The organism is Roseicitreum antarcticum (assembly GCF_014681765.1).
GTDB classification, from domain to species: domain Bacteria; phylum Pseudomonadota; class Alphaproteobacteria; order Rhodobacterales; family Rhodobacteraceae; genus Roseicitreum; species Roseicitreum antarcticum.
This window is the reverse complement of the sequence record NZ_CP061498.1, coordinates 1,239,256-1,264,152: the sequence shown is the minus strand read 5'-3', so window position 1 is coordinate 1,264,152 and position 24,897 is coordinate 1,239,256. Positions and strand designations below refer to the sequence as shown.

Here is a 24,897-nt window from a genome sequence, read left to right as displayed (position 1 = left end):
TCTGTACTCCATTGGGCGGGGCCGGCCTCAGCCCGTCACCGTGGTGATGCGCGGTGACACCGGGCCCGTTGACTGGCCCACCGACAGATCGACCTCCAGCAACCGTGTCAGCGGGCCGCTGCCGGGGTTGGCGACAAGATCCAGCAGCAATTCCGCCGCCTGCCGCCCCGCCTGGCGGACCGAGGACCGCACGGCAGTAAACAGCGGCTCGGACGTGCCGTTACGCATATAGGACAGTTCATCATCATGGATGATGACCGACAGGTCGCGGCCCAGCCGCAAACCCGCATCGGCGGCGGCGCGGCGGATGCCGATGGCCAGAATCATCGAGGACGCCAGCATCGCCGTCGGCGGGTCGGGCAGTGCCAGCAATGCGCGCGCGATGTCATAGCCGATGGTTTCGGTCATCTCGACATTATGCATCAGGTCGGGGTCGGGCGTCAGGCCGCGCGCTTCCATCGCCTGTGTGACGCCCTTGCGCCGCCGATAGGCGAAGTCCATGAATTCCAGCCCGTTGATCAGTGCAATACGCCGATGGCCCAGATCCAGCAGGAAATCGGTGGCGCGCACGAAAGCCCGCTGGTTGTTGATGTCCAGCCACGAATAGGGGATCATGCAACCGCTGGCTCGGCCATGCACCACGAAGGGCATGCCCAGTTCGGTCAGCAGCGGGATGCGCATGTCGTTCATGCGCGGCGCATGCACGATCACCCCATCCACCGTGCCGCGCGCCTGAAGGTCGCGGTAGGCCTGCGCCTCGTCCTCGTCATTCACAACGGTCAGCACCATCTCATAGCCCGCGCGGCTGTAGGTTTCACCGGCACCGGCAATGAAATCGGCAAAAACCGGGTTGACGATTTCATGCTTCGAGGTCAGCGGGATCACGTGCCCGATCGCCTGTGCCCGTCCCGTGGCGAGGCTTTTCGCCCGGGTGTTGGGGCGATAATGTGCCAGCCGTGCGGCCTCCAGCACGCGCCAGCGGGTTTCTTCACGCACCTCGGGGTAGCCGTTAAGCGCGCGGCTTACGGTTGTGGGGGACAGGCCCAGACTTTCTGCTAGTTCCTTTAACGTCATGCCCGTTTTTCGCCCAAAGCGTGTTGAATTAGCGCCTACATTATGCAGCCCCGTGCCAAAGGTCAAAATGAATCGTCGCGGCCCGGATTTGCTGCACCTGCAGAATACGTCAATAATTAAAGGATGTTCCGGACAGGGCGATTGACAAGAGCTAACGGATCGGTAACGGTCAAGGCATCCAAAGCGGTTTGGAGTTTGATTCCGCCGCTGGGGTGGTGTGGCCCGTTGGGGCGCATCGCATAGACAGTAAAAGTGTCAACCGTGGGAGGAAGACAATGCAGACGAAATTATACGCCGGGGTGGCCACGCTGGCCCTGATTGCGGGCAGCGCCTCGGCGCAAGATCTGGTGTTCGGCGTCGGTGAAGACGCGCGGATGAACTGGGACAGCTACAATGAATTCGCAGAAGCGAATGATTTCAGCGGTCAGTCTGTCAGCCTGTTGGGTCCGTGGACCGGGCGCGATGCCGAACTGGTCAACAGCACGCTGGCCTATTTCGCCGAAGCCACCGGGGCGACCGTCAATTATTCGGGCTCCGACAGCTTCGAGCAGGACATCGTGATTGCCGCGCAGGCCGGTTCCGCGCCCAACATCGCGATCTTCCCGCAGCCGGGTCTGGCTGCCGACATGGCGTCGAGCGGGTACCTCTCGGCTCTGGACGAATCCACCGGGGACTGGGTGCGTGAAAACTACGCTGCCGGGGAATCCTGGGTCGATCTGGGCACCTATGCCGGCGCCGATGGCGAAGACGGGCTTTATGGCTTCTTCTACAAGGTCGATGTGAAGTCGCTGGTCTGGTACAACCCCGAACAATTCTTCGAGGCAGGCTACGACATCCCCGAGTCGATGGAAGACCTCAAGGCGCTGTCCGAACAGATCGTCGCCGATGGCGGCACGCCCTGGTGCCTGGGCCTGGGCTCGGGTGCGGCCACTGGCTGGCCCGCGACCGATTGGGTCGAGGACATGATGCTGCGCCTGCACACCCCCGATGTCTATGACGGCTGGGTCAGCAACGAGATCGCGTTCGACGATCCCCGCGTCGTCGAGGCCATTGAGGCCTATGGCGAATTCTCCCGCAACAATGACTGGGTGCAGGGCGGTTCCGAAGCTGCGGCGACCACCGATTTCCGCGACAGCCCCGGTGGCCTGTTCTCCATCCCGCCTGCCTGCTACATGCACAAGCAAGCATCCTTCATTCCGACTTTCTTCCCTGAAGATGCGGAATACGGGCTGGATTACGACTTCTTCTACTTCCCCGCCAGCGCCGAGGCCGATCTGGGCGCGCCAGTTCTGGGCGCAGGGACCTTGTTTGCGATCACCGACGATTCCGATGCGACACGCGGCCTGATGGAATTCCTGAAGACCCCTATCGCGCATGAAATCTGGATGGCGCAATCGGGCTTCCTGACCCCGCATACCGGCGTCAACTCCGAGGCTTATGGCAACGACAGCCTGCGCGCCATGGGCGACATCTTGCTGAACGCCACGACCTTCCGCTTCGACGCATCTGATCTGATGCCGGGCGAGATCGGCGCGGGTGCCTTCTGGACCGGCATGGTGGATTACACCACTGGCGCCGATGCGGACAGTGTCGCCACCACCATCCAGGAACGCTGGAACGCAATGCGCTAAGGCGATGACCATGCGGGGGCAGGGGCCTTGGTGCCTTCTGCCCCCGTCGTTTTCGGGGGCGCGCCGTGATGCGGGGCGCGTGCCAATGCGACGCGACAGCGGTGGGGGGAGAGCTGCACGATGAGTCCGGTACTTCAGGGTCTGATCACGATATTCGTCGGTGTTTTTGGCTGCGTAGGCTATTTCTACGCGTCCAACGTGGTGCTCGACCGGGTGATCTTCCCGGCGCGCGGGCCAAAGGCCGGATCCAATATCAACAAGGCAAACAAGGTGCGGCCCTGGCTGTTCCTGTTCCCCGCCATCTTCGCGCTCGGCCTCTATCTGGTCTATCCGGTGGTCGGCTCGTTCATCCGCTCGCTCTATGACCGCAGCGGCAACAATTTTATCTGGTTTGGCAATTATACGGACCTCATGGCCGAGGCCGAGTTCCGGCAATCGGTCTTCAACAACTTCCTGTGGATATTGTTTGTCCCCGCCATGGCCACCTTTCTGGGCCTGCTGGTCGCGCAACTGACCGACCGCCTGCGTTGGGGCAACATCGCGAAATCGCTGATCTTCATGCCCATGGCAATCTCCTTTGTCGGCGCGTCGCTGATCTGGAAGTTCGTCTATGCCAACAACCCCGATGTCGGCATCATCAATGCCCTGCGCGACAGCTTCGGCCTGTCGCCCATCGACGTGGTGCAGATCCCGTTCTGGAACAATTTCTTCCTGATGCTCATCCTTGTGTGGATCCAGACCGGCTTTGCCATGGTGATCCTGTCGGCCGCGCTGCGCGGCATCCCCGAGGAAACCATCGAGGCTGCGATCATCGACGGCGCCAATCCGTTCCAGGTCTTCTTTTCGATCAAGATCCCGCAGATCATGGGCACCATCGTCGTGGTCTGGACCACCATCACCATTCTGGTGCTGAAGGTCTTCGACATCGTCTACACCATGACGGGGGGCAACTTCGGCACGCAGATCCTGCCCAGCTACATGATGACCTACATGTTCCGCGACGACGGGCGCGCAACGGCTGTGGCCTTCGTCATCATGATCATCGTGCTGCCAGTGATGATCTGGAACATCATGCAAGCCCGCAAAGAAATGCGCTGAGGGGGGACCGGAATGGACAATATCGCGGGTAAAAAGTCGGGGCTGTCATGGGCGGTCAACATCACGGTCGTGCTGCTGGTGCTGCTGTGGCTCTTGCCGACCGTGGGGCTTCTGGTGTCGTCGTTTCGCGACCGGGATCAGATCTCCAACTCGGGCTGGTGGACCGCACCCTTGGCGGTGGAACTCAACTTCCGCGCCCGGTTTTCGTCAGAGGGCGAGGTGTTGCAGGGCGATACCTACGTGATGGAAGGCAATGTTTTTGACGATCCCGAAAATGCCGCCCGCTTCCCCGATGGGTCGGGCACCTTGTCGGCCTATGGCACGCGCGGCGTCGCCCCGGCAGAGTTCGCGCCCGGCGTAACCGCCGAGCAGCGCGGCGGCGGCAGTCTTCTGGTCGAGGAAAACGGCAGCTTCCGCGCCGAAAGCCCCGAAAGCTTCGGCAGGCGGGGGCAGACGATCTATTTTCAGGCAATGACACCACCGCAATTCACCACCGCCAACTATACAACGGTGATGCAATCCGACGGGATGGACCGCGCCTTCATCAACACGCTGACGGTGACGATCCCCGCCACGGTCATTCCCATCCTGATCGCGGCCTTCGCGGCCTATGCGCTGGCATGGATGGAGTTTCCGGGGCGGGCCCTTCTGATTGCCGCCGTCGTGGGCCTTCTGGTCGTGCCCTTGCAACTGGCGCTGGTGCCATTGCTGAAACTGCACACCCAGCTTGGCATCGGGCAAAGTTTCGTGGGCATATGGCTGGCGCATACCGGGTTCGGTTTGCCGTTGGCGATCTATCTCTTACGCAACTACATGGTCGGCCTGCCGCGTGACATCATCGAATCCGCCAAGGTCGATGGCGCGACGGATTTCCAGATCTTCACCAAGATCATCCTGCCGCTGTCCTTTCCCGCCCTTGCGTCCTTTGCGATCTTCCAGTTCCTCTGGACATGGAACGACCTGCTGGTGGCCAAGGTCTTCTTGCCTTCGGGCGCGGCCAGTCAGGTCATGACGGTGAAGATCGCCGATGACCTTCTGGGCTCACGCGGGGGGGACTGGGGCATCTTGGCGACAGCGGCCTTCATCTCGATCGCCGTGCCGCTGGTGGTGTTCTTCACCATGCAACGATATCTGGTCCGGGGCCTTCTGGCCGGATCGGTCAAGTAACCACAAAATTCACGGGAATATACTGTTGAGCCCTCAATCCTTGATGCAACAAAACCTGATGACCGCAACCGACCCCGACTGGTGGCGCGGTGCGGTTATCTATCAGATCTATCCGCGCAGCTTCCAGGACAGCAATGCCGATGGCATCGGCGACCTGCTGGGTATCGTCGAGCGTCTGCCCTACATCGCCAGCCTGGGCGTTGATGCGGTCTGGATCTCGCCGTTCTTCACGTCGCCGATGAAGGATTTCGGCTATGACGTGTCGGATTACTGCGATGTGGACCCGATGTTCGGCTCCATCGCCGATTTCGACGCGGTGATCCATACGGCGCACAACCTCGGCATCAAGGTGCTGATCGACCTGGTTCTGTCGCATACCTCGGATCAGCATCCGTGGTTCGTGGAAAGCCGCGCTTCGCATGACAACCCGAAGGCCAACTGGTACGTCTGGGCCGATGCGAAGCCTGACGGCACGCCGCCCAACAACTGGCCGTCGATCTTTGGCGGCCCTGCCTGGCAATGGGACGGCGGGCGGATGCAGTACTACCTGCATAACTTCCTGACCAGCCAGCCCGACCTGAACTTTCATGAACCGCAAGTGCAAGATGCGCTGCTCGATGTCGCGCGCTTCTGGCTGGACCGTGGGGTCGATGGTTTCCGTCTGGATACGATCAACTTCTATTTCCACGATGCGCAGTTCCGCGACAACCCGGCCCTCCCGCCGGAAGAGCGTAATGACTACACCGCGCCGACGGTGAACCCCTATAACTGGCAAAACCACATCTATTCGAAGAACCAGCCCGAAAACCTGGAATTCCTGCGCCGCTTCCGCGCCGTGATGGAGCCCTACAACGCCGCTGCGGTGGGCGAGGTCGGCGACAGCCAGCGTGGCCTGCAAATTCTGGGCGAATACACATCGAACAACGACAAGATGCAGATGTGCTACGCGTTCGAATTTCTGGCCAGCGCCGTGCCCACGGCGCCGCGCGTCAAGGCTGTGCTGGACGAATTGCATGAGGCTGCGCCCGATGGCTGGGCCTGCTGGGCGTTCTCCAACCATGATGTGGTCCGCCACATCAGCCGCTGGTCGCTCAGCCCGTCGGCGGCGCGCTGCTATGCGACGCTTCTGATGTGCCTGCGCGGGTCGGTCTGCCTGTATCAGGGCGAGGAACTGGGCCTGCCAGAGGCTGAACTGCGTTTTGAAGACCTGCGCGACCCCTATGGGATCGAATTCTGGCCCGAATTCAAAGGCCGCGATGGCTGCCGCACACCGATCGTCTGGTCGCCGGATCTGTTGAATTTCGGCTTCTCGGCAGGGATTCCATGGCTGCCCATGGCACGCGAGCATGTGTCGCTGACCGTCAGCGACCAGGAACGCGCGCCTGATGCGCTGCTGCACCATTACCGAAAGGCCATTGCCTTCCGGCATGCCCACCGCGCCCTGCGCGCGGGCGACATGACCGATCTGACCGTGCAGGGCGAGGTGGTCAGCTTCGTGCGTGAGCATGAGGGCGAGGTGGTGCTGTGCGCCTTCAACCTCAGCCATGACCCGGCAGAATTTACGTTGCCCCCGGGCAACTGGCTGACCGTCGGCAGCGAATTGAACAGCTCCGGCCCGTCCGAGGACGGCAATGTACATTTGGGGCCGTGGCAGCCGTGCCTCGTTCTGAAGCGATAAGCGGCGAAATCGGGGGAAGGGGAAGATCACATGGCCAACGTGAAAATGACGAACATCGAAAAGGCCTATGGTGAGGTCAAGGTTCTGTCGAACATCAACCTTGACATCAAACAGGGCGAACTGGTCGTGTTCGTCGGGCCTTCGGGCTGCGGCAAGTCCACGCTTCTGCGCATGATCGCGGGGCTGGAACGCATCACCGGCGGCGAGCTGGAGATCGACGGGCAGGTGGTCAACGACATCCCTCCGGCGCAGCGCGGTATCGCGATGGTGTTCCAGTCCTACGCGCTCTATCCGCATATGACTGTGCGCGACAACATGGCCTTCGCGCTGAAGATCGCGAAGAAGTCCAAGGAAGAGATCGACGCGGCGGTGATGAAAGCCGCCAAGATCTTGCAACTGGATAAGCTTCTGGACCGGCTGCCAAAGGCGCTTTCGGGCGGACAGCGGCAGCGGGTAGCCATCGGGCGCTCCATCGTGCGTGATCCGAAGGTGTATCTGTTTGACGAACCGCTCTCGAACCTCGATGCGGCGCTGCGCGTCGCGACCCGGATCGAGATCGCGCAGTTGAAGGAATCCATGCCAGACAGCACCATGGTGTATGTCACCCACGATCAGGTCGAAGCGATGACGCTTGCCACACGCATCGTCGTGCTGGCGGGCGGCGGCATCGCGCAGGTCGGCTCCCCGCTGGATCTCTACGAACGCCCCGAGAATGAGTTTGTCGCGCAGTTTATCGGCTCGCCCGCCATGAACATCTTGCCGGGCGAGATCGTCAGCACCGGGGCCGAAACCGTGGTGCAACTGGACGGCGGCGGCAGTGCGCGCGCCGCGATCACCACGACCGAGGCCGATCAGGGCATGAAGGTCAACCTTGGCGTCCGGCCCGAGGATCTGGTCAGCACCGATGGCCAGGAATACATCTTCGAGGGCCGCGTCGACATCCTGGAGGCACTGGGCGAACTGACGGTCTTGTATTTCGAGAAGGTGAACGGTGCCGATCCGGTGCTGGCCAAACTGCCCGGCATCCATTCCGGCCTGCGTGGCAACACCGTGCGCCTGACCGCCGACCCGTCGCGCATCCACCTGTTCCATCAGGGAAAATCACTGCTCTATCGGTGATTTTGCTGCGGGTGATGTTTTCGGTGATGATTCATCTGACCAACATAAAAAGGGACGCCCGCAAAGGCGTCCCTTTTTGGTGGTGTCATCCCGCAGGGCAGGGCACCTTGCAATGCCCCGCCGCGCGTGCGCTGGGGGTCAGCCCAACGCTTCGGCACAGCGCGGGCAGGTGCCGGGATGCGCCGGGTATTGCCCCACGTCGGCGCTGATCTTCCAGCAGCGCCCGCATTTTTCGCCTTCGGCCTTGGCGAATACCACGGCCACGCCCGGCACATCGGGCAAGGTGAAGGCACCATCAGGCGCGGTCTCGGTGGTCAGCACCACGGTGGACGTGATGCACAGATCGGCGAAATCCACCGTTTGCAGCGCGTCGCGCAGGTTGGGGTCGGCCAGATGCACGATGGGTGCGGCCTCCAGGCTGGCGCCGATCACCTTGTCACGCCGCGCCACTTCCAGCGCTGCCGTCACCACCCGGCGCACGGCGCGGATGCCGAACCACTTGCCCGCCAGCGCGGGGTTGCGCCAATCGGTCGGGGTTGCGGGGATGTCTTGCAGATGCACCGACGACGCATCCCCCGGAAAGCGCGACAGCCACACGTCTTCCATGGTGAACACCAGCACCGGGGCCAGCCAGGTTGTCAGCCGGTGGAACAGCAGGTCCAGCACCGTGCGCGCCGCGCGCCGCCGCAGGCTGGAGGGCGCGTCGCAATACAGCGTGTCCTTGCGGATGTCGAAATACAGCGCCGACAGGTCGACGGTGCAGAACTGGAACAGCTTCTGGAACACGCCCTGGAAATCATAGGCCGCGTATCCGTCGCGTACCTGTGTGTCCAGCTCGGCCAGCCGGTGCAGCACCCATTGCTCCAGCTCGGGCATCTCGGCGGGCGCCACGCGCTCGCCCTCATCCCAATCCTTCAGGTTGCCCAGCAAGAAGCGCAAGGTGTTGCGCAGCCTGCGGTAGCTGTCGGCCACGCCTTTCAGGATCTCCTTGCCGATGCGCAGATCGGCGGTGTAATCCGACTGCGCCACCCACAGCCGCAAGATATCCGCGCCATATTGGTCGATCACCTCTTGCGGGGCGACGGTGTTGCCGATGGATTTGGACATTTTCATGCCCTTCTCATCCAGCGTGAACCCATGCGTCAGCACGCCCCGGTACGGCGCGCGCCCCTTGGTGCCGCAGGCTTGCAGCATCGAGGAATGGAACCATCCCCGGTGCTGGTCGGTCCCCTCGAGGTACAGATCCGCCAGCCCGTCGTCGGACCCGTCTTCGCGGTCGCGCAGAACGAACGCATGGGTAGAGCCACTGTCGAACCACACATCCAGAATGTCGAACACCTGGCCGTAGGCTTCCGGGTCGTGCAGCCCGCCCAGGGTCGTTTCCTTGAACCCGGGTTTGTACCACACATCGGCCCCGCCTTCCTCGAATGCGGCGATGACACGGTCGTTCACGGCTGTGTCGCGCAGCAGGAAATCGACATCGGTGGGCTTTGCCCCGCGCTTGACGAAGCACGTCAGCGGCACGCCCCAGGCGCGCTGCCGCGACAGCACCCAGTCGGGCCGCGCCGCGATCATCGAATGCAGCCGGTTGCGCCCGGTCTTTGGCGTCCATGCCACCAGCTCGTCGATGGAGGTCAGCGCGCGCTGGCGGATCGTATCGCCATACTGCCCCATGCCGTCTTCCAGCTTCCGGTCGATCTCGGCGAACCATTGCGGGGTGTTGCGATAGATCACGGGCGCCTTCGACCGCCATGAATGCGGGTAAGAGTGTTTGATCTTGCCCCGCGCCAGCAACCCGCCGACGTCAACCAGTTTGTTGATTACCGCCGTGTTGGCATCCCCTTCCCAGGGGTTGTCCTTGTTCTTCTTGTTGGGGGCATCGCGCAAGATCGCCGTGCCGCCAAAGAACGGCAGATCATCGCGGAAACGCCCGTCATCCATCACGTTATAGGTGATGACATGCGTCAGCATGCCCAGATCGCGGTATAGCTCGTATTCCTCCATCCCGTGCGAGGGGGCGCAATGCACAAAGCCCGTGCCTTCCTCATCGGTCACGAAATCGGCGGCGCGGAAATCGCGCGGGTCGTCCCATTCGCCCGCAGCACCTTCGGCCCCGGCCAGCGGGTGGGCCAGCCGTATCGCTTCAAGCTGCGGCTGGGTCACACCGGCCACGCGGCGCCACTGACCCTCGGTCAACCGCGCGCGGGCGAAGGTTGCGTCGGCCAGCTTGTCGGCAAGGATGAAGCGTTCGCCCACCTCGGCCCAGCATTGTTCGGGCGTCTCAAGGATTTCATAAAGCCCATAGGCAATGTCCGCCCCCCAAACGACCGCCTTGTTGGACGGGATCGTCCAGGGCGTTGTGGTCCAGATGACCACCCGTGCGCCCATCAAGCGGTCAACAACCTCGGCCTGGGCCCGGGCTATGGCTTCGCGGGCATCGGGCGTTTCCTCTTCGCCCGACATGTTGGCATCGGGCATACTGACATCCACGACCGGAAATTTCACCCAGACCGTGAAGCTTTCCTTGTCATGATACTCGACCTCGGCCTCGGCCAGCGCGGTCTTTTCCACCGGCGACCACATCACGGGCTTTGAGCCTTGATAGAGGGTGCCATTCATCAAGAATTGCATGAATTCCGACGCGATCACCGCCTCGGCATGGTAATCCATCGTCAGATAAGGCCGGTCCCACGCGCCGGTGATGCCCAGACGCTTGAATTCTTCGCGTTGGATATCCACCCAGCCTTCGGCAAAGCGGCGGCATTCCTGCCGGAAATCCACCAGATCCACGGCGTCCTTGTCCATCCCCTTGGCGCGGTAGGCTTCCTCGATCTTCCATTCGATCGGCAGGCCGTGGCAATCCCAGCCGGGGATATAGCGCGCGTCATGGCCCAGCATCTGCTGGCTGCGCACCACCATGTCCTTCAGCACCTTGTTCAGGGCGTGGCCGATATGCAGGTGGCCGTTGGCATAGGGCGGGCCGTCATGCAGGGTAAAGGGGGTGCGGCCCGTCTTTTCGCGCAGGCGGTCATAGATACCGATTTTTTCCCAGCGGGCCAGCCATTCGGGCTCGCGCGTGGGCAGGCCCGCGCGCATCGGAAAGTCGGTGTCAGGCAGGAAAAGCGTTTCTTTATAGTCAGTTGTCGCGGATTGGTCAGTTGTCTCGGCGCACATCGGGGAAACCTTTGGCAAATGGGGGGCGGCGACGGGGCTGGCGGGCTGGGGTGTCGCGCATATGTCAGAAAAAACGGGGCGGGCGGCACCCGGCGGCCCGCGCAAACTCCCGGCAAGGCTGGGGCGGATGCCTCAGCCAGCCGGGCCGGTAATTCGCACGATGGGGCGGCAAAATCTGGTCATGCGCGGGGTTATAGGGCGCTTGGCGCGCAGGGTCCAGAGGGCGCGATGGGCCCTTGCACTCACCCCGTACTTTGCGCCAAGAGGGCGGCAAAATCCCCAACTTACAGGTACACCCATGCTGACCCCGTTCCACCTTGCCTATCACGTCGATGACCTTGACGCCGCGCGCAGCTTTTATGGCGCGGTCCTGGGCTGCGCCGAGGGACGCAGCACCGACACATGGGTTGATTTCAGCTTTTTCGGCCATCAGATCAGCCTGCACCTTGGCACGCCCTTCGCCAATGCGCCTACCGGCAAGGTGGGCGCGCATATGGTGCCGATGCCGCATCTGGGCGTCGTGCTGGACATGGACCGTTTTCGCGCACTGGCCGGTCGGCTGACGGCGGCAGGGATAGAGTTCGTGCTGCCCCCCAGCGCCCGGTTCGAAGGTGAGCCCGGCGAGCAATGGACCATGTTCTTCCGCGACCCCGCCGGAAACCCCATCGAGATCAAGGGCTTCGCCGATATGGAGGGCGTGTTCGCCGCCTGAGTTCGCGCCGACAAGGTGTTGAAATGCCCCGGCTCATGCAAAAGGGCCGCGCAGCGATGCGCGGCCCTTCCCCTAAATACCAGCCCGGAAACCAGCCCGGAAACCAGTCCAGAAACCAGCCCGGAAACCAGCGCGGAACGCCTCAGCCCTCCATCGCCTCCAGCTCGTCAATCATGCCCGCGATCATCGACAGGCCCTTGTCCCAGAACGCCGGATCGCTGGCATCCAGCCCGAATGGGGCCAGCAATTCGGAATGGTGCTTGGACCCGCCCGCGCGCAGCATTTCAAAGTACTTCTCCTGGAAACCTTCGGGTTGCTCCTCGAACACCGCGTAAAGCGCATTCACCAGCCCATCGCCGAAGGCATAGGCATAGACGTAGAACGGCGAATGCACGAAATGCGGGATATAGGCCCAGAAGGTCTCGTACCCGTCCATGAAGTTGAACACCGGCCCCAGGGATTCCGCCTGCACGCTCATCCACAGCGCGTTGATGTCGTCGGGCGTCAGCTCGCCGCCGCGCCGCGCGTCATGCAGCTTGCACTCAAAATCATAGAACGCGATCTGGCGCACCACAGTGTTGATCATATCCTCGACCTTGCCGGCCAGCAGCGTCTTGCGTTCGGCATCCGTCTTCGCATTGGCCAGCAGGCGCTTGAAGGTCAGCATCTCGCCGAACACGCTGGCGGTTTCGGCCAGTGTCAGCGGGGTAGAGGATAGCAACTCACCCTGATCCGCCGCCAGAACCTGATGCACGCCATGCCCAAGTTCGTGCGCCAGCGTCATCACATCGCGCGGTTTGCCCAGATAGTTGAGCATCACATAGGGGTGCACATCGGTCACGGTCGGATGGGCAAAGGCACCGGGGGCTTTGCCCGGCTTCACCGCCGCGTCGATCCAGCCACGGTCAAAGAACGGCGCAGCAATCTCGGCCATGCGCGGATCAAAGCCCGCATAGGCGGTCATCACCGTGTCGCGCGCAGTGTCCCAATCCACCAGCTTCGGCGGGTCGATGGGCAGGGGGGCGTTGCGGTCCCAGACCTCCATCTTGTCCAGCCCCATCCATTTCGCCTTCAGCGCGTAATAGCGGTGCGACAGGCGCGGATATGCTGCGACAACCGCGTTGCGCAACGCCTCGACAACCTCGGCCTCCACATGGTTCGACAGGTGGCGGCCGGTCTGGGGCTTCGGCATCTTGCGCCAGCGGTCCTCGATCTCCTTCTCCTTGGTCAGGGTGTTGTGAACCCGGGCGAAGAGCTTGATGTTGCGGCCAAACACGGCGGCCAGTTCGCGCGCCGCCGCCTCGCGCCGGGGGCGGTCGGTGTCGGTCAGAAGGTTCAGCACGGCCTCCAGCGACAGCACCTCGCCCTGCACGGTGAATTCCAGACCCGCCATCGTCTCATCGAACAGCCGGTTCCAAGCGGCAGCGCCGACGGTCGAGGTGTCGTGCAGAAAATGCTCCAACTCATCGGACAATTGATGCGGGCGCATCGCGCGCATCCGGTCAAACACCGGGCGGTAGCGCGCCAGATCGGCGCGGGCATCCAGCGTCGCATCAAGTGCGGCATCGTCGATCCGGTTCAGCTCCAGGCTGAAGAACACCAGCGGCGTGGTCGCGGTGGTCACCCGGTCTTGCGCATCGGCCATGAACTTGGCGCGGCCCGCATCGGTGGTGTTCTGGTAATACCGCAGCCCCGCAAACGACATGAGCCGCCCGGCAACCGCCTCGATCCGCTCATATTTCTGGACGCATTCCAGCATCGCCGCACCGTCAAGCCCGGCAAGTTTGCCCTGATACGCCGCCGCGAAATCGGCACAGGCGGTAGCGAGCCAGTCAAAATCGCGGGCAACCTCGGGCGCGTCGGGCGCGGCGTAAAGGTCGGTCAGATCCCATTCGGGCAAATCGCCAAACGACGGCGCGGCAGCGGCAGGGGCCGCATCGCGCAAGGGCAGGGCGGGGCGGGCAGGGGTCAGGGTGCGATACATGCGGGTCCTCTTTGCGGTGATGGATCAGACATAGGGCGCAGGGGGAGGGGGTGCAAGCGGGGGGCGGCGTTGGCGCGGTCTGTCCCGGCTGGCGCGGGCGTTTTGCAAGGCTTCTCCGAAGGCCTCGGCCAAGATGCCCGTTGGCCATGCAATCAATCTGATACGCACCACTGCGTTCATTGCGGCTGCGCCCCGGCAGATCATCAGATCGTGGTGGAATTGAACCAACGTCACCTGGCTGAATATTTCGCTCTGCCAGATCCAGCGCACCGCACGACAATGGGGCGTCAGCTGATTGGAACCGGCCCTCCCACCCAATCTCAAATCACGCCCCATCCCCCACCGCCCAAAAATCCATCACCTGCGCAGGACTTCAGCACCGTGCCGGAACTCCCCCCTTTCATCTTGCCCTCATCCCCCCTAACCTGACCAAAACTAAGGGGTGAGTACCGCATGACCACGTTTTTCAACGAAATGTACGAGGCTGGCGCGACCCGGGCGCCCTACCGGCAGTTGGATGCCTGGCTGGAGGCCATGCCCGCCGAACTGCGCAGCCTGAAACAGGCCGAGGCCGAGAACCTGTTCCGCCGCATCGGCATTACTTTCGCGGTCTATGGCGAGGGCGGCGACCCTGAACGCCTCATGCCCTTCGACATGTTCCCCCGCGTCTTCGCGCAGCCCGAATGGCGCAGGCTGGAGCACGGCGTGGTGCAGCGCGCCAAGGCGCTGAACCTGTTTCTCTCGGACATCTACAATCGCGGCGAGATCGTGCGTGCGGGCATCGTGCCGCGCGAACTGGTCTATTGCAACGCGGCGTTCGAGACCGCCGTGGTCGGCTTCACCCCGCCGCAGGGCGTCTTCAGCCATATTGTCGGCGTCGATCTGGTGCGCACCGGGCCGGATGAATTCTTCGTGCTGGAAGACAATTGCCGCACGCCCTCGGGCGTGTCCTACATGCTGGAAAACCGCGAGATCATGATGCGGATGTTCCCCTCGCTTTTCCGCGAAAACCGCATCGCGCCGGTGGACAGCTACCCGGTGCTGCTACGCCGCACGCTGGCATCGGTCGCGCCGAAGAAATGCACGGGCGAGCCGACAATCGCCATCCTGACCCCCGGCGCCTATAACTCGGCCTATTATGAACACAGCTTCCTCGCCGATCTGATGGGGGTGGAACTGGTCGAAGGGCAGGACCTGTTCGTCGATGGCGAATTTGTCTGGATGCGCACGACCGAGGGCCCGCGCAAGGTGGATGTGATCTACCGCCGCGTCGACGATGCCTTCATCGACCCGCTGTGTTTCCGCGCCGACAGCATGCTGGGCGTGCCGGGACTGATGGATGTCTACCGCTCGGGCGGCGTCACCATCTGTTCGGCCCCCGGCGCGGGCGTTGCCGATGACAAGGCGATCTATTGCTTTGTGCCCGACATGATCCGCTTTTATCTTGGCGAAGAACCGATCCTGAACAACGTGCCCACGTGGCAGTGCAACAAGCGTGACGACCTGAAATATGTGCTGGAAAACCTCGGTGAACTGGTGGTGAAAGAGGTGCATGGCTCTGGCGGCTATGGCATGCTCGTGGGGCCGAAATCGACGAAGGACCAGATCGCGGCCTTCCGCGAACGTATCATCGCCAATCCGGGCAATTATATCGCCCAGCCCACACTGGCGCTGTCCACCTGCCCGACCTTCGTGGGCGAGGGGGTCGCGCCGCGCCATGTCGATCTGCGACCCTATTGCCTTGTGGGCGACAAGGTGACGCTGGTGCCCGGCGGCCTGACGCGGGTAGCGATGAACGAGGGCTCGCTGGTGGTGAATTCCTCGCAGGGCGGGGGCGTGAAGGACACATGGGTGCTGGCGGAATGAGCGCACAGATGACGACGCCCCGCCGCATCGCGCAACCAGCCGGAGATTTCCCATGCTAAGCAGAACCGCCGCAAACCTTTATTGGCTGGCGCGCTATATGGAACGCGCCGAAACCGCCGCCCGGCTGCTGGAAGTGGGCGAGCGTATGTCGCTCATGCCCAATACCGAAGGCAACCGCAACGAATGGGAACCGCTGTTGCAGGCCGCGGGCACCTATGCCGGATTCAAGCACAAATATGGCGACGCGGTGCAGCGCAATGTCGAAAGCTTCATGTTCTTCGACCGCGACAACCCCTCGTCCGTCGCCACCTGCATCGCGGGCGCGCGTGAGAACGGGCGCGTCGTGCGCACCGCGCTGACCACGCAGGTCTGGGATGCGCTCAACACCGCGTTTCAGGAACTGAAGGCGCTGGAACGCACCGCACGGTCCGAACTGCCGCTGACAACGCTGACCGAATGGACTCTGCGCCACACCGCTCAGGTGCGCGGCGCCATCGACGCGACGTTGCTGCGCAACGACGGGTATGATTTCCTGAACCTCGGCTATTTTCTGGAACGCGCCGACAACACCGCGCGCCTGATGGATGTGAAATACTTCGTGCTGCTGCCCCGGGTGGAATTCGTGGGCTCTGGCCTCGATAACTACCAATGGACAACGCTGCTGCGCGCGCTTTCCGCGCATCGCGCCTTCCACTGGGCCTACGGCGGCGAGGTGACGGCGGGCAAGATCGCGCATTTCCTGATCCTCAACCAGCAATGCCCCCGGTCGCTGCGCACCTGTATCGAAGGGGCGACGACCCATCTGGAGCGGCTGTCGCGCGGCTACAGCAAATCCACTGCCGCCCAGACAAAGGTGCGCAAACTCTACGGCGAACTGGCCGAACTCAGCGTCGATGATGTCTTCGACGAAGGGCTGCACGACTTCCTGACCCGCTTCATCCGCGAAGTGGCGACGGTGGGCGCGGTGGTCCATGAAGTTTACCTCAGCGGGGATATCCGATGATCCTGACCGTCAACCATCAGACGATTTATCGCTATGACCAGCCGATGCGGGGCATGGTGCAAAGCCACCGGCTGACGCCCTCGCGCTGCGACAGCCAGACCACGCTGGACTGGTCGGTGACCGTTTCGGGCGCCACCATGGGCGGCGCGTTCCGCGACGGCGCGGGCGACTGGGTGCAGGCCTGTACCGTTGCAGGCCCGGTGTCCGAGGTCATCGTGCAGGTCATGGGCCGGGTGGAAACCTCCGATACCATGGGCATCCTGACCGGCCACCGCGAAAAGACCCCGCCCGAGGCGTATCTCAGCGAGACGCTGGCCACCCGCCCCGATGTCGCCCTGACCGATCTGGGCCGCGATGCCATCGCGCGCGGCACCGACCCGTTGGACCGCGCACACCGCCTGGCCGAGGCCGTGGGCGAAGCCATCGTCTTCACCCCCGGCGTGACCGAGGCGCATACCACCGCCGCCGAGGCGCTCAGCCTGGGGCAGGGCGTCTGTCAGGACCACAGCCATGCGCTGATCGCGGCGGCCTGCGCGCAGCGCATCCCGGCGCGCTATATCTCGGGCTATCTGCACGCCACCTTTGACGGTGCCGCGAATGAGGCCGCCCATGCCTGGGCCGAACTCTGGGTTGAAGGCATCGGCTGGGTGGGCTTTGACGCCGCCAATAAATGCTGCCCCAACGAAAGCTACATCCGGCTCGGCTCGGGCCGCGATTCGCGCGAAGCAGCGCCCATCCGCGGCATCGCCCGCGGCCCGGGGCAAGAGTCGCTTGATGTTTCGGTTGCAGTGGAAGCAGCGCAGCAGTAGACGTGAACTTTACTGTTGTGCGGTTTGATGCACACAGTGCCCACAGCCTGATATGAAGGATTCGCGACGTGACGTATTGCGTCGGACTGTTGCTCAATGATGGTATGGTCCTGCTGTCCGATACCCGCACCAATGCGGGGCTCGATAATATTGCGACATATCGCAAGATGTTTGTGTTCGAGGAACCCGGCGAAAGGATCGTTACGATTCTGACGGCGGGCAGCCTGTCGGTCACCCAGACCACCATCGCGCGGTTGCAAGAAGCCATCAGCGACAATCCCGGCGCGGATGGCACCACGTCGATCATGCAAGCCCCCACCATGCTGCAAGTGGCAGAGATCATTGGGCGCACATTGGTGCAGGTCACGCGCGAAATTTCCGACAAATTGTCGACGATGAAGCAGGCTGCTACCGCCTCGATGATCGTCGCAGGGCAGCGGGCGGGCGGCGGCATGCGGCTGTTCCTGATCTACCCGGAAGGCAACTTTATCGAGGCCACCGCCGACACGCCCTATCTGCAAATCGGTGAGCATAAGTACGGCAAACCGATCCTTGACCGCGTGGTCAATATGGAAACCTCGCTGGTCGATGCGCAAAAGGCCGTGCTCTTGTCGATGGACAGCACGCTGCGTTCCAACCTGTCGGTGGGGATGCCGCTGGACCTGATGGTGATCGAGAAAGACGCCTGCAAGATCGGTTCGCAACGCCGGATCGAGGCGGGCGATCCTGATTTCGCCGCCATGTCCGACGCCTGGTCACAGGCCTTGCGTGACGGCTTCCGCCGGATCACGCTGTAAGCAGCGCGATGGTCGGGGGCATCTCCCGGGCCGGTTCTGTGGGGTCGCGCCCAAATCTTGCCAACCCTTGGAGGTGCCTACACCCGGCGTTCATCGCCAGGGCCGCGCGGACGCATGGTCCGTTGTGCGGCCGGGTGGGTGCCAAGCCCCCGGCACCGTTTGGCGTGCGACCAGATTCCACGGCAATTCTGCGGCCGCGTCAGGACATGGCGGGCGTGTCGCCAGACAGCGCCGGGCGGACGCGGCGGCGGGCCGCCGCATGCCCAAAACCGGCGGGTTTAACCCGTCAGTAACCTTGATGAACACCGTGCTGACGCAACGCGCGTATGTATCAAAACCATACCGAAACCATACCGTTTCCAGACGGCGATATTGCGCCTTTTCGGCAGGGTTAAGCAGGCACCCGCGCGGCCCTTGCCCGCCACCAGTTGAGTGCCAGAATGACAAGGACCAGTGCAGTGCCCGTGGCCTCAATCCACAACTCTGGATTGAAAACTGCGATCACGCCGGGCACGATCAAAATGCGGCTGATCAGGTCCATCGTGCCGAACAGATACCCCTCGATCGCGGCGGCAAAGCCCACCAGCGCCACGATGATGATCGCCCCGGTCCAGATCACGAACCACAATTCACCCCCGGTGATGATGACCGGGTTGAAGACCATGAACGCCGGGATCAGATACAGCCCCTTGGCGAATTTCCACGCCTGAAGCGAGGTCTCCATGGGTTTCGACCCGGCAATCGCCGCCCCCGCAAAGCCCGCCAGCGCGATGGGTGGCGTGACGTTGCTGTCTTGCGAATACCAGAAGACCACCAGATGCGCGATCAGCAGCGGGATGCCGAATTCGTTATGCAGCGCCGGGCCGACCAACACGATCAGCACGATATAGGCCGCCGTCACCGGCAGCCCCATGCCCAGCACCAGGCTGGCCAGCAACACGAACAGCAGCGCCAGCACGATATTGCCGCCCGACAGCGCGATCATCATGCTGGAGAACTTCAGCCCCAGCCCGGTCAGCCCCACCACGCCGACGATGATCCCCGCCACCGCACAGGCGATGGACACGGCCACAGCGTTGCGGGCGCCCAGTTCCAGGGCGCGCAGGATCAGTGCGATACCGTCCTTGGTGCCGTCCATGATGCGCTGTGTCGTCAATGGTTTGCCGCGTTTCGGGTCCAGGAAGGCCATGGTGACGGCGGCGCGCAGCCCCGCCACCGCGATGACCGACACGATGGCCCAAAACCCCACCCGCGTGGGCGAGATATTGTTGACCAGCAGATAGACCAGCACCACCAGCGGCACCAGAAACTGCCAGCCCGCCGCCATGACATGCCGCACCACCGGCAGCTCCGACGCCTTCATGCCCGTCATGCCAGCCTTCAGCGCGACGATGTGGACGAACAGGTACACGGTGCCAAGGTACAAGATGGCCGGAAAGATCGAGACCATAACAATGTCGATATAAGGCACGTTGGTGTATTCGGAGATAAGGAAGGCCCCCGCGCCCATCAGCGGCGGGGTGATCTGCCCGCCGGTCGACGCCGCCGCCTCGATCCCGCCGGCCTGCTTGGCCTTGTAGCCCAGCTTTTTCATCAACGGGATGGTAAAGGCCCCCGTGGTGACCACGTTGGCAATGGCCGACCCCGAGATGGACCCCATACCCGCAGACGCAATGACCGCCGCCTTCGCAGGGCCCCCGGGCTTGCGTCCCGTGGCCGCGAAAGCCAGGTCGATGAAGAACTTGCCAGCCCCCGTGACCTCCAGAAACGCGCCGAAAAGCACGAACATGAAGACATATGTGGCTGCAACCCCAAGTGGTAGACCAAAGATGCCTTCTTGGCCCAGATACAATTGTCCGACCAACCGGTCGATCGAAGCCCCCCGGTGCGACAGGATCCCCGGCATCCATTCGCCCAACCAGGGCAGCATTCCACGCGGTCCGGCCAGGGCGTAAAGTATTGCAATCATTCCGATAATCGTCATGCCAAGCCCCACGGCGCGGCGGCTGGCTTCCAGCACGGCAATGGTGCAGACGATGCCCATGATGATGTCGGTTTGTGTCCACCAGCCCGCGCGGTCGAAGATCGCGTCAAGGTTCCAGATGATGTAGAACCCCGACATGAAAGCCGCCGCCAACAGCGCTCCGTCGATCAACCAGCCCAGCGTGCCACGCGGGCGCGAGGTGCCGAAAACCGGGAAGATCAGGAAGGACAGGAACAGGATAAAACCCAGATGCGCCGAGCGTTGGTAGAACAGCCCCAGCGGCTCGATCCCCGCCGTGTAGAGTTGGAACGCCGACAGTGCGATGGCCACCAGCGTGATCGCCCACAGGGCCGGGCGCGGCTGAAAGCGGGTGTCGATCTTCAGCGTATCGGGGATCTCTGAGGGGTCCATGGCGCGGATCGGTGAGGCGTTGGCATCGGTCATGGGCTGTCCTGATCGGATGAAAGTGTCAATGTTACGCGGGTATTAGCTGCGATGGCGCTCAGGTCCAATGTGCCGCCGGGATGGTCGATCCGGTGGCCCACCCGGGCCGGGCCGACGCGCAGGGCCAAGCTGTTGGCGGGCAGCGCCTCATCCATGCCGGTGATCCAGTAGCCGCCGTCCGGTGCGGATGTCAGGGTGCCGCGGCCCGCAACCTCACCCAGTCCGGCGGCGAAATCATGCAGGTAGCTGCGCATGAGCGTCAGGGCGCCGCTGCGGTTTTCAAAGCAATCTGCGACCGCCCCGAGCGTCACGGAATGTGACCAGCGCAGGCAGATCTCTACCCCTTGTGGAAACGGCATGGCAGCAAGGCTTTCGCCGTCCGCGCCAGTGATCTGCAGGGTATCTGCCTGTGCGGGAAGGGAAATCACGGCCAGCGCGATGCCAAACGAAAGGGCGACCCCGCAGGGCCGCCCTGACGCAACATGCCTCACGGCCGCTGGTGGTCCTGCACGGTCGCGCCTGCTTCTTCATAGAAGCGCAGCGCGCCGGGGTGGAACGGGATCGGGGTTGAGTCCACCGAGAATTCCACCGTGGTGTCGTTGGCGGCTGGATGGATCGCGATCAGCTCGGCCACGTTGTCAAACATCGCCTTGGTGATGTTGTACGCCAGACCTTCATCCATATCGGCGTGCACGACCAGCACATTGGGGGTCGAGATCGTCATGACCCCGTCGGTCATGCCGTCATAGAGGCCCGCGCGCAGGGTGTAGGGCGCGAAGGTGGGCTCGGCTTCCCGCGCGGCGGCGATCTCTTCCTCGGACAGCGCGATCAGGGTGATGTCGCGGGTTGCGGCGAGGTTGAGGATCGACGAAGTCGGAGGCCCAACGCTCCAGAACCCGGCGACGATATCGCCATCGCGCAGAGCGTCGGCGGTCTCGTTGAAGTTCAGGCGCTGCGGCTCGAAATCGTCATAGGTGATGCCGTTGGCGGCCAGAAGCACTTGGGTACTGACCTCGGTGCCTGAGCCGGGCGCGCCGACGGACACGCGCTGACCGCGCAGGTCCTCAAGGCTTTCGATGCCGCTGCCTGCCAGCGTGACGATCTGCACCGCGTTGGGGTAGATTGAGGCCAGCGCGCGTGCTTCCGGGATCTGGCGGCCATCAAACGGGCCGGTGCCGTTGAAGGCGGCATAAACGGTGTCAGCCAGCGCGATGGCGATGTCGCTGTCGAAACGCGAGATCAGGGCCATGTTCTCGACCGAGGCGCCTGTCACCTCTACACTGGCGCTGGCGCCGTCGATGTGGTTGTTGATAACTTCGGCCAGACCGCCGCCGTAGGGATAGTAGACCCCCCCGGTCCCCCCAGTTGCGATGGACAATTCTTGCGCCTGCGCCGTGGGCACGATGGCCACGGCAGCGACCGCTGCCAGAAACAGTTTGTTCATAGATCTCTCCCTTTTCAAGTTCGGCCCCGCCTTTGGCAGAGCCGTGAGGTTGCCGGGCTTCGGCGTCCCGGGCAACGCCCCCACAATGGGGACCGTGTGGCAAAGGTAAACATGGTTTTGCCGCCGGGGCGAGGGGTTTTTGCAAAGCTGCGCAGCGCGATGGGTGGAAAACGGGACATCTGGTGGCGCAAATGGGTGGCTTTCCACGCAAATTGCGGTGTTGCAGGCAGCGGACGCCCCCATCAGTTAACCTTAACGCGTGCTTGATATGGTGTCCGAGGTCAGGGGAACGGCGCTTTCGCAGGGCGGTGCGACACCCCTTTAGGGCGCAATAATCAAGGGAAATCCGGCATGAATATCGCAATTACCAATGGCATCACACTGATGCCCCCGGCGTTTGCAGGCGGTCTGGAGCAATGGTCATCGGGCGATGGTACCCCGGGGTCGCCGACCTATGGGGGGGCGGCGAATGCGGCGCTGGTGCCGGGGGATGCGGATTTCGGCGGTTGTCTGGAACTTCTGAAGACCGAAAGCGTGCAGCGTTTGCGCTGGATGGGGCAGACCCCGATCATCCCGGGGCGCTATCTGCGCATCACGGCGCGGGTGAAGGCGGTGACGGGCAACCTGCCCGAGGTGCGGATCGCTGGCTGGGCGGGCGCGCCCGGAGGAGCCAACGTGCCCGGCCTGCCTGCGCAGGGTCCGGCAGTTAGCCTGTCGCAATACGGTACGATCATCACGGTTTCGGCCATCGTCGGCAGTGGCGCGCGACCGGGCGTGGACCTGCCTTGGGGCATGGCGCCGTCCTATGGGCATTTCGGGCTGGACCTGACCGGCGCGGTTGGCGGCGTGGTGCGCATCGACGATCTGGTGATTGAGGATGTAACCGGGTTCTTCGTGCGCGAGCTTCTGGATTGGGTGGACGTGCGTGATTTTGGCGCGGTCGGCGACGGCGTGGCCGATGACCATCCGGCGTTTCTGGCCGCGATCCAGGCGGCAGCAGGGCGCGGGGTGCTGGTATCGGCCGGGACCTTCCGGCTGGGCCAGAGCCTGTCAGTCAACACGCCCATCCGGTTCGAGGGCAAGGTGGTGATGGCCCCTGATGCGCGGCTGATCTTGCAAAAATCCTTTGACTTCCCGACCTATGAGAAAGCCTTTGGCAGCAGCGATCTGGGCTTTCGCAAGGGGGTGCAGGCGCTGTTTCATTTCTCTGACCACGTCACGTTTGACCTGATGGGGCGGCGCGCCCGCATCACCTCGGGGCTGGATGTGGCGGCGCTGGCGGGGATGGACACCTTCGCGGTGCGCCGCACCATCGCCAATGGCCAGATCGAGGTAGAGACGGCGGGCGATTGGGCCAGCACCAGTCACAGCGCGCAGGCGGGCTATAACCCCGCACAACCGCTGGTCCTGACGGGTGTGGCAAGCGTCGCGCAGATTCCCGTGGGATCGCGGGTGACCGGCGCGGGCGTGGGGCGCGAGGTTTATGTGCGTTCGCGCAACATTGGCGCGGGTTCGCTGACGCTGAGCCAGCCGCTGTACGGCGCGGCGGCCAGCCAGAGCTATACCTTCACGCGCGACAAATATGTGCTGGATTTCTCGGGGTTTGCGTCGCTGGACCGGCTGGAATTCGACAATGTGGATTTCATGTGCAAGGGCGTTGCCAGCGGCATCTTGCTGCCGCCGGACGGCCAGTTGTGGTGGCTGCGCACCTGTGCTTTCACCCGGCCCAAGGACCGGGCGATCACTTCGATCGGGCGGGGGTGCCAGGGGCTTCAGGTCGACAAATGCTCGTTCGTGTCCGACCAGATGCCGCTGCGGTCGCAGGACCGCACGTCGATCGTGCTGAACGTCAACGCCAATGACGTGAAACTGCGCGACAATGTGGTGGTGCTGTTTGCGCGCTTCGCGGTGATGCATGGCACCGCGCATATCATCAGCGGCAACCATTTCTACCACGGCGATACCGAGGCGCAGGGTATCCGGCAGGCGGGGCTGGTGCTGACCAACCTGTCGCTGGCGAGCACGATCACCGGGAATTACATCGACAACACCTTCATCGAGTTGACGAATGAGTATGATCCCTATCCGCCGCTGGGCAACCAGTTCTCGTTCGGGTCGCTGTCGATCACCGGCAACGTGTTCATCTGTTCGTCGGTCGCGCCGTGGTTCCGCTGGATCGTGGTGACGCCCTATGGCAGCGGGCATACGATCCAGGGGCTGAATGTCAGCGGAAATACTTTCCGCACCTTCAACGGCACCATCGAGCGGGTCGAGGGGGTAGATACCACCTTCGCGCCGCTGGAATACAACAGCTTCCGCAACATCTACTGGCAGTCGAACACCTATAACGGGATCACCACGCCTGCGGAAAGCCCGGTCACCCTGCGGCACCAGCAAAACACCGCCGCCAGCGTCTGGACCGTGGACCCATCTGCGCGGCTGCCGTTTGGCGGCTGGGCGCGCACCGTCGCGGGGGTGGTTATGGAGGGCGCGTTTACCGGCCCGGGTGGCGAGACCCGCAGCGCGATGCCCTATGTCTCGGTCCAGCAGGGCAGCGCCAATGCGCAGGTGTTGCTGCACTGGCCGGAAGCGACGCGCGGGCGGGCTGTGGTGACGGTGCGGGTGGATAACCCGCTGTAAGGTGGCTGCAACAAGCGGGCACCCCGGCCCCTGGCGTGCCGCGATTCGGGCAAGATTCTACGGCGAATCACTTTAGCGTAAGTAATAATGCTGCACGGGCACGGCCTGTGTGGCATTATTGTGTCTTTGCGGTACATCTTTTTTGTTGGTCGGTCGCCGAAGGGTGCAGTCCCGTCAGATCGCGAAACCGTTACATCGCGGTTAGTTCACAATCTGCTGATTTTGTTTGCGATTTCCGCAGGCGGGTCGATAAGTTTACAAAATTACCGCCTT

General features: G+C 63.0%; 17 protein-coding genes. 11 read left to right on the top strand and 6 right to left on the bottom strand.

Annotated features, from left to right (window positions below; genetic code table 11):
- Positions 1-27 precede the first annotated feature (27 nt).
- Complete coding sequence (locus H9529_RS06040; RefSeq protein ID WP_092890948.1) at positions 28-1,074, bottom strand: LacI family DNA-binding transcriptional regulator; 1,047 nt, start codon at positions 1,072-1,074, stop codon at positions 28-30.
- Between the two features lie 275 nt (positions 1,075-1,349).
- On the opposite strand from H9529_RS06040, the gene H9529_RS06035 reads away from it, so the two are divergent.
- From H9529_RS06035 to H9529_RS06015, 5 genes are all read left to right on the top strand, one after another.
- Positions 1,350-2,705 carry an ABC transporter substrate-binding protein gene (locus H9529_RS06035; protein ID WP_092890946.1) on the top strand — a complete coding sequence of 452 codons (1,356 nt, stop codon included), beginning with the start codon at positions 1,350-1,352 and terminating at the stop codon, positions 2,703-2,705.
- A 120-nt stretch (positions 2,706-2,825) separates the two neighbouring features.
- Positions 2,826-3,803 carry a carbohydrate ABC transporter permease gene (locus tag H9529_RS06030; protein ID WP_092890944.1) on the top strand — a complete coding sequence of 326 codons (978 nt, stop codon included), beginning with the start codon at positions 2,826-2,828 and terminating at the stop codon, positions 3,801-3,803.
- 12 nt (positions 3,804-3,815) lie between these two features.
- Positions 3,816-4,970 (top strand): carbohydrate ABC transporter permease, encoded by a 1,155-nt coding sequence (locus H9529_RS06025; protein WP_092890942.1) that lies wholly within the window; start codon positions 3,816-3,818, stop codon positions 4,968-4,970.
- A gap of 43 nt (positions 4,971-5,013) precedes the next feature.
- Complete coding sequence (locus H9529_RS06020) at positions 5,014-6,648, top strand: alpha-glucosidase family protein (RefSeq protein WP_218132161.1); 1,635 nt, start codon at positions 5,014-5,016, stop codon at positions 6,646-6,648.
- A 30-nt stretch (positions 6,649-6,678) separates the two neighbouring features.
- Complete coding sequence (locus tag H9529_RS06015; RefSeq protein ID WP_092890940.1) at positions 6,679-7,767, top strand: ABC transporter ATP-binding protein; 1,089 nt, start codon at positions 6,679-6,681, stop codon at positions 7,765-7,767.
- A 138-nt stretch (positions 7,768-7,905) separates the two neighbouring features.
- Here H9529_RS06015 and ileS read toward each other — a convergent pair whose 3' ends face one another.
- Positions 7,906-10,941: an isoleucine--tRNA ligase gene (ileS, locus tag H9529_RS06010; protein WP_092890938.1), complete on the bottom strand. Its 3,036-nt coding sequence runs from the start codon at positions 10,939-10,941 to the stop codon at positions 7,906-7,908.
- 298 nt (positions 10,942-11,239) lie between these two features.
- On the opposite strand from ileS, the gene H9529_RS06005 reads away from it, so the two are divergent.
- Positions 11,240-11,653, top strand: a complete 414-nt coding sequence (locus H9529_RS06005) for a VOC family protein (RefSeq protein ID WP_092890936.1) — start codon at positions 11,240-11,242, stop codon at positions 11,651-11,653.
- 142 nt (positions 11,654-11,795) lie between these two features.
- Here H9529_RS06005 and H9529_RS06000 read toward each other — a convergent pair whose 3' ends face one another.
- On the bottom strand, positions 11,796-13,637 hold the full coding sequence (locus H9529_RS06000) for a M3 family oligoendopeptidase (protein ID WP_092890934.1): 1,842 nt from the start codon (positions 13,635-13,637) through the stop codon (positions 11,796-11,798).
- A 453-nt stretch (positions 13,638-14,090) separates the two neighbouring features.
- Between H9529_RS06000 and H9529_RS05995 the strand changes: the two genes are divergently transcribed.
- The 4 genes from H9529_RS05995 (at position 14,091) to H9529_RS05980 (ending at position 18,112) form a co-directional block, all read left to right on the top strand.
- Complete coding sequence (locus H9529_RS05995; RefSeq protein ID WP_092890932.1) at positions 14,091-15,503, top strand: circularly permuted type 2 ATP-grasp protein; 1,413 nt, start codon at positions 14,091-14,093, stop codon at positions 15,501-15,503.
- A gap of 52 nt (positions 15,504-15,555) precedes the next feature.
- On the top strand, positions 15,556-16,506 hold the full coding sequence (locus H9529_RS05990; RefSeq protein WP_092890930.1) for an alpha-E domain-containing protein: 951 nt from the start codon (positions 15,556-15,558) through the stop codon (positions 16,504-16,506).
- On the top strand, positions 16,503-17,315 hold the full coding sequence (locus tag H9529_RS05985) for a transglutaminase family protein (protein ID WP_092890928.1): 813 nt from the start codon (positions 16,503-16,505) through the stop codon (positions 17,313-17,315). The genes H9529_RS05990 and H9529_RS05985 overlap by 4 nt, the downstream gene beginning before the upstream one ends.
- A gap of 68 nt (positions 17,316-17,383) precedes the next feature.
- Positions 17,384-18,112, top strand: coding sequence for a proteasome-type protease (locus H9529_RS05980; RefSeq protein WP_092890926.1), 729 nt, complete (start codon positions 17,384-17,386; stop codon positions 18,110-18,112).
- A gap of 391 nt (positions 18,113-18,503) precedes the next feature.
- On the opposite strand, the gene H9529_RS05975 is transcribed toward H9529_RS05980, so the two are convergent.
- From H9529_RS05975 to H9529_RS05965, 3 genes are read right to left on the bottom strand one after another with little or no spacing between them, the layout of a single operon-like run.
- Positions 18,504-20,507 carry a TRAP transporter permease gene (locus tag H9529_RS05975; RefSeq protein WP_218132160.1) on the bottom strand — a complete coding sequence of 668 codons (2,004 nt, stop codon included), beginning with the start codon at positions 20,505-20,507 and terminating at the stop codon, positions 18,504-18,506.
- 29 nt (positions 20,508-20,536) lie between these two features.
- Positions 20,537-21,031 (bottom strand): DUF1850 domain-containing protein, encoded by a 495-nt coding sequence (locus H9529_RS05970; RefSeq protein WP_223814311.1) that lies wholly within the window; start codon positions 21,029-21,031, stop codon positions 20,537-20,539.
- Positions 21,028-21,984, bottom strand: coding sequence for a TAXI family TRAP transporter solute-binding subunit (locus tag H9529_RS05965; protein WP_092890919.1), 957 nt, complete (start codon positions 21,982-21,984; stop codon positions 21,028-21,030). Before H9529_RS05965 ends, H9529_RS05970 begins: the two co-directional genes overlap by 4 nt.
- A gap of 351 nt (positions 21,985-22,335) precedes the next feature.
- Here H9529_RS05965 and H9529_RS05960 point away from each other — a divergent pair, with 351 nt between their 5' ends.
- Positions 22,336-24,624 carry a glycosyl hydrolase family 28-related protein gene (locus H9529_RS05960; RefSeq protein ID WP_092890917.1) on the top strand — a complete coding sequence of 763 codons (2,289 nt, stop codon included), beginning with the start codon at positions 22,336-22,338 and terminating at the stop codon, positions 24,622-24,624.
- The last annotated feature ends 273 nt before the right edge of the window (positions 24,625-24,897 follow it).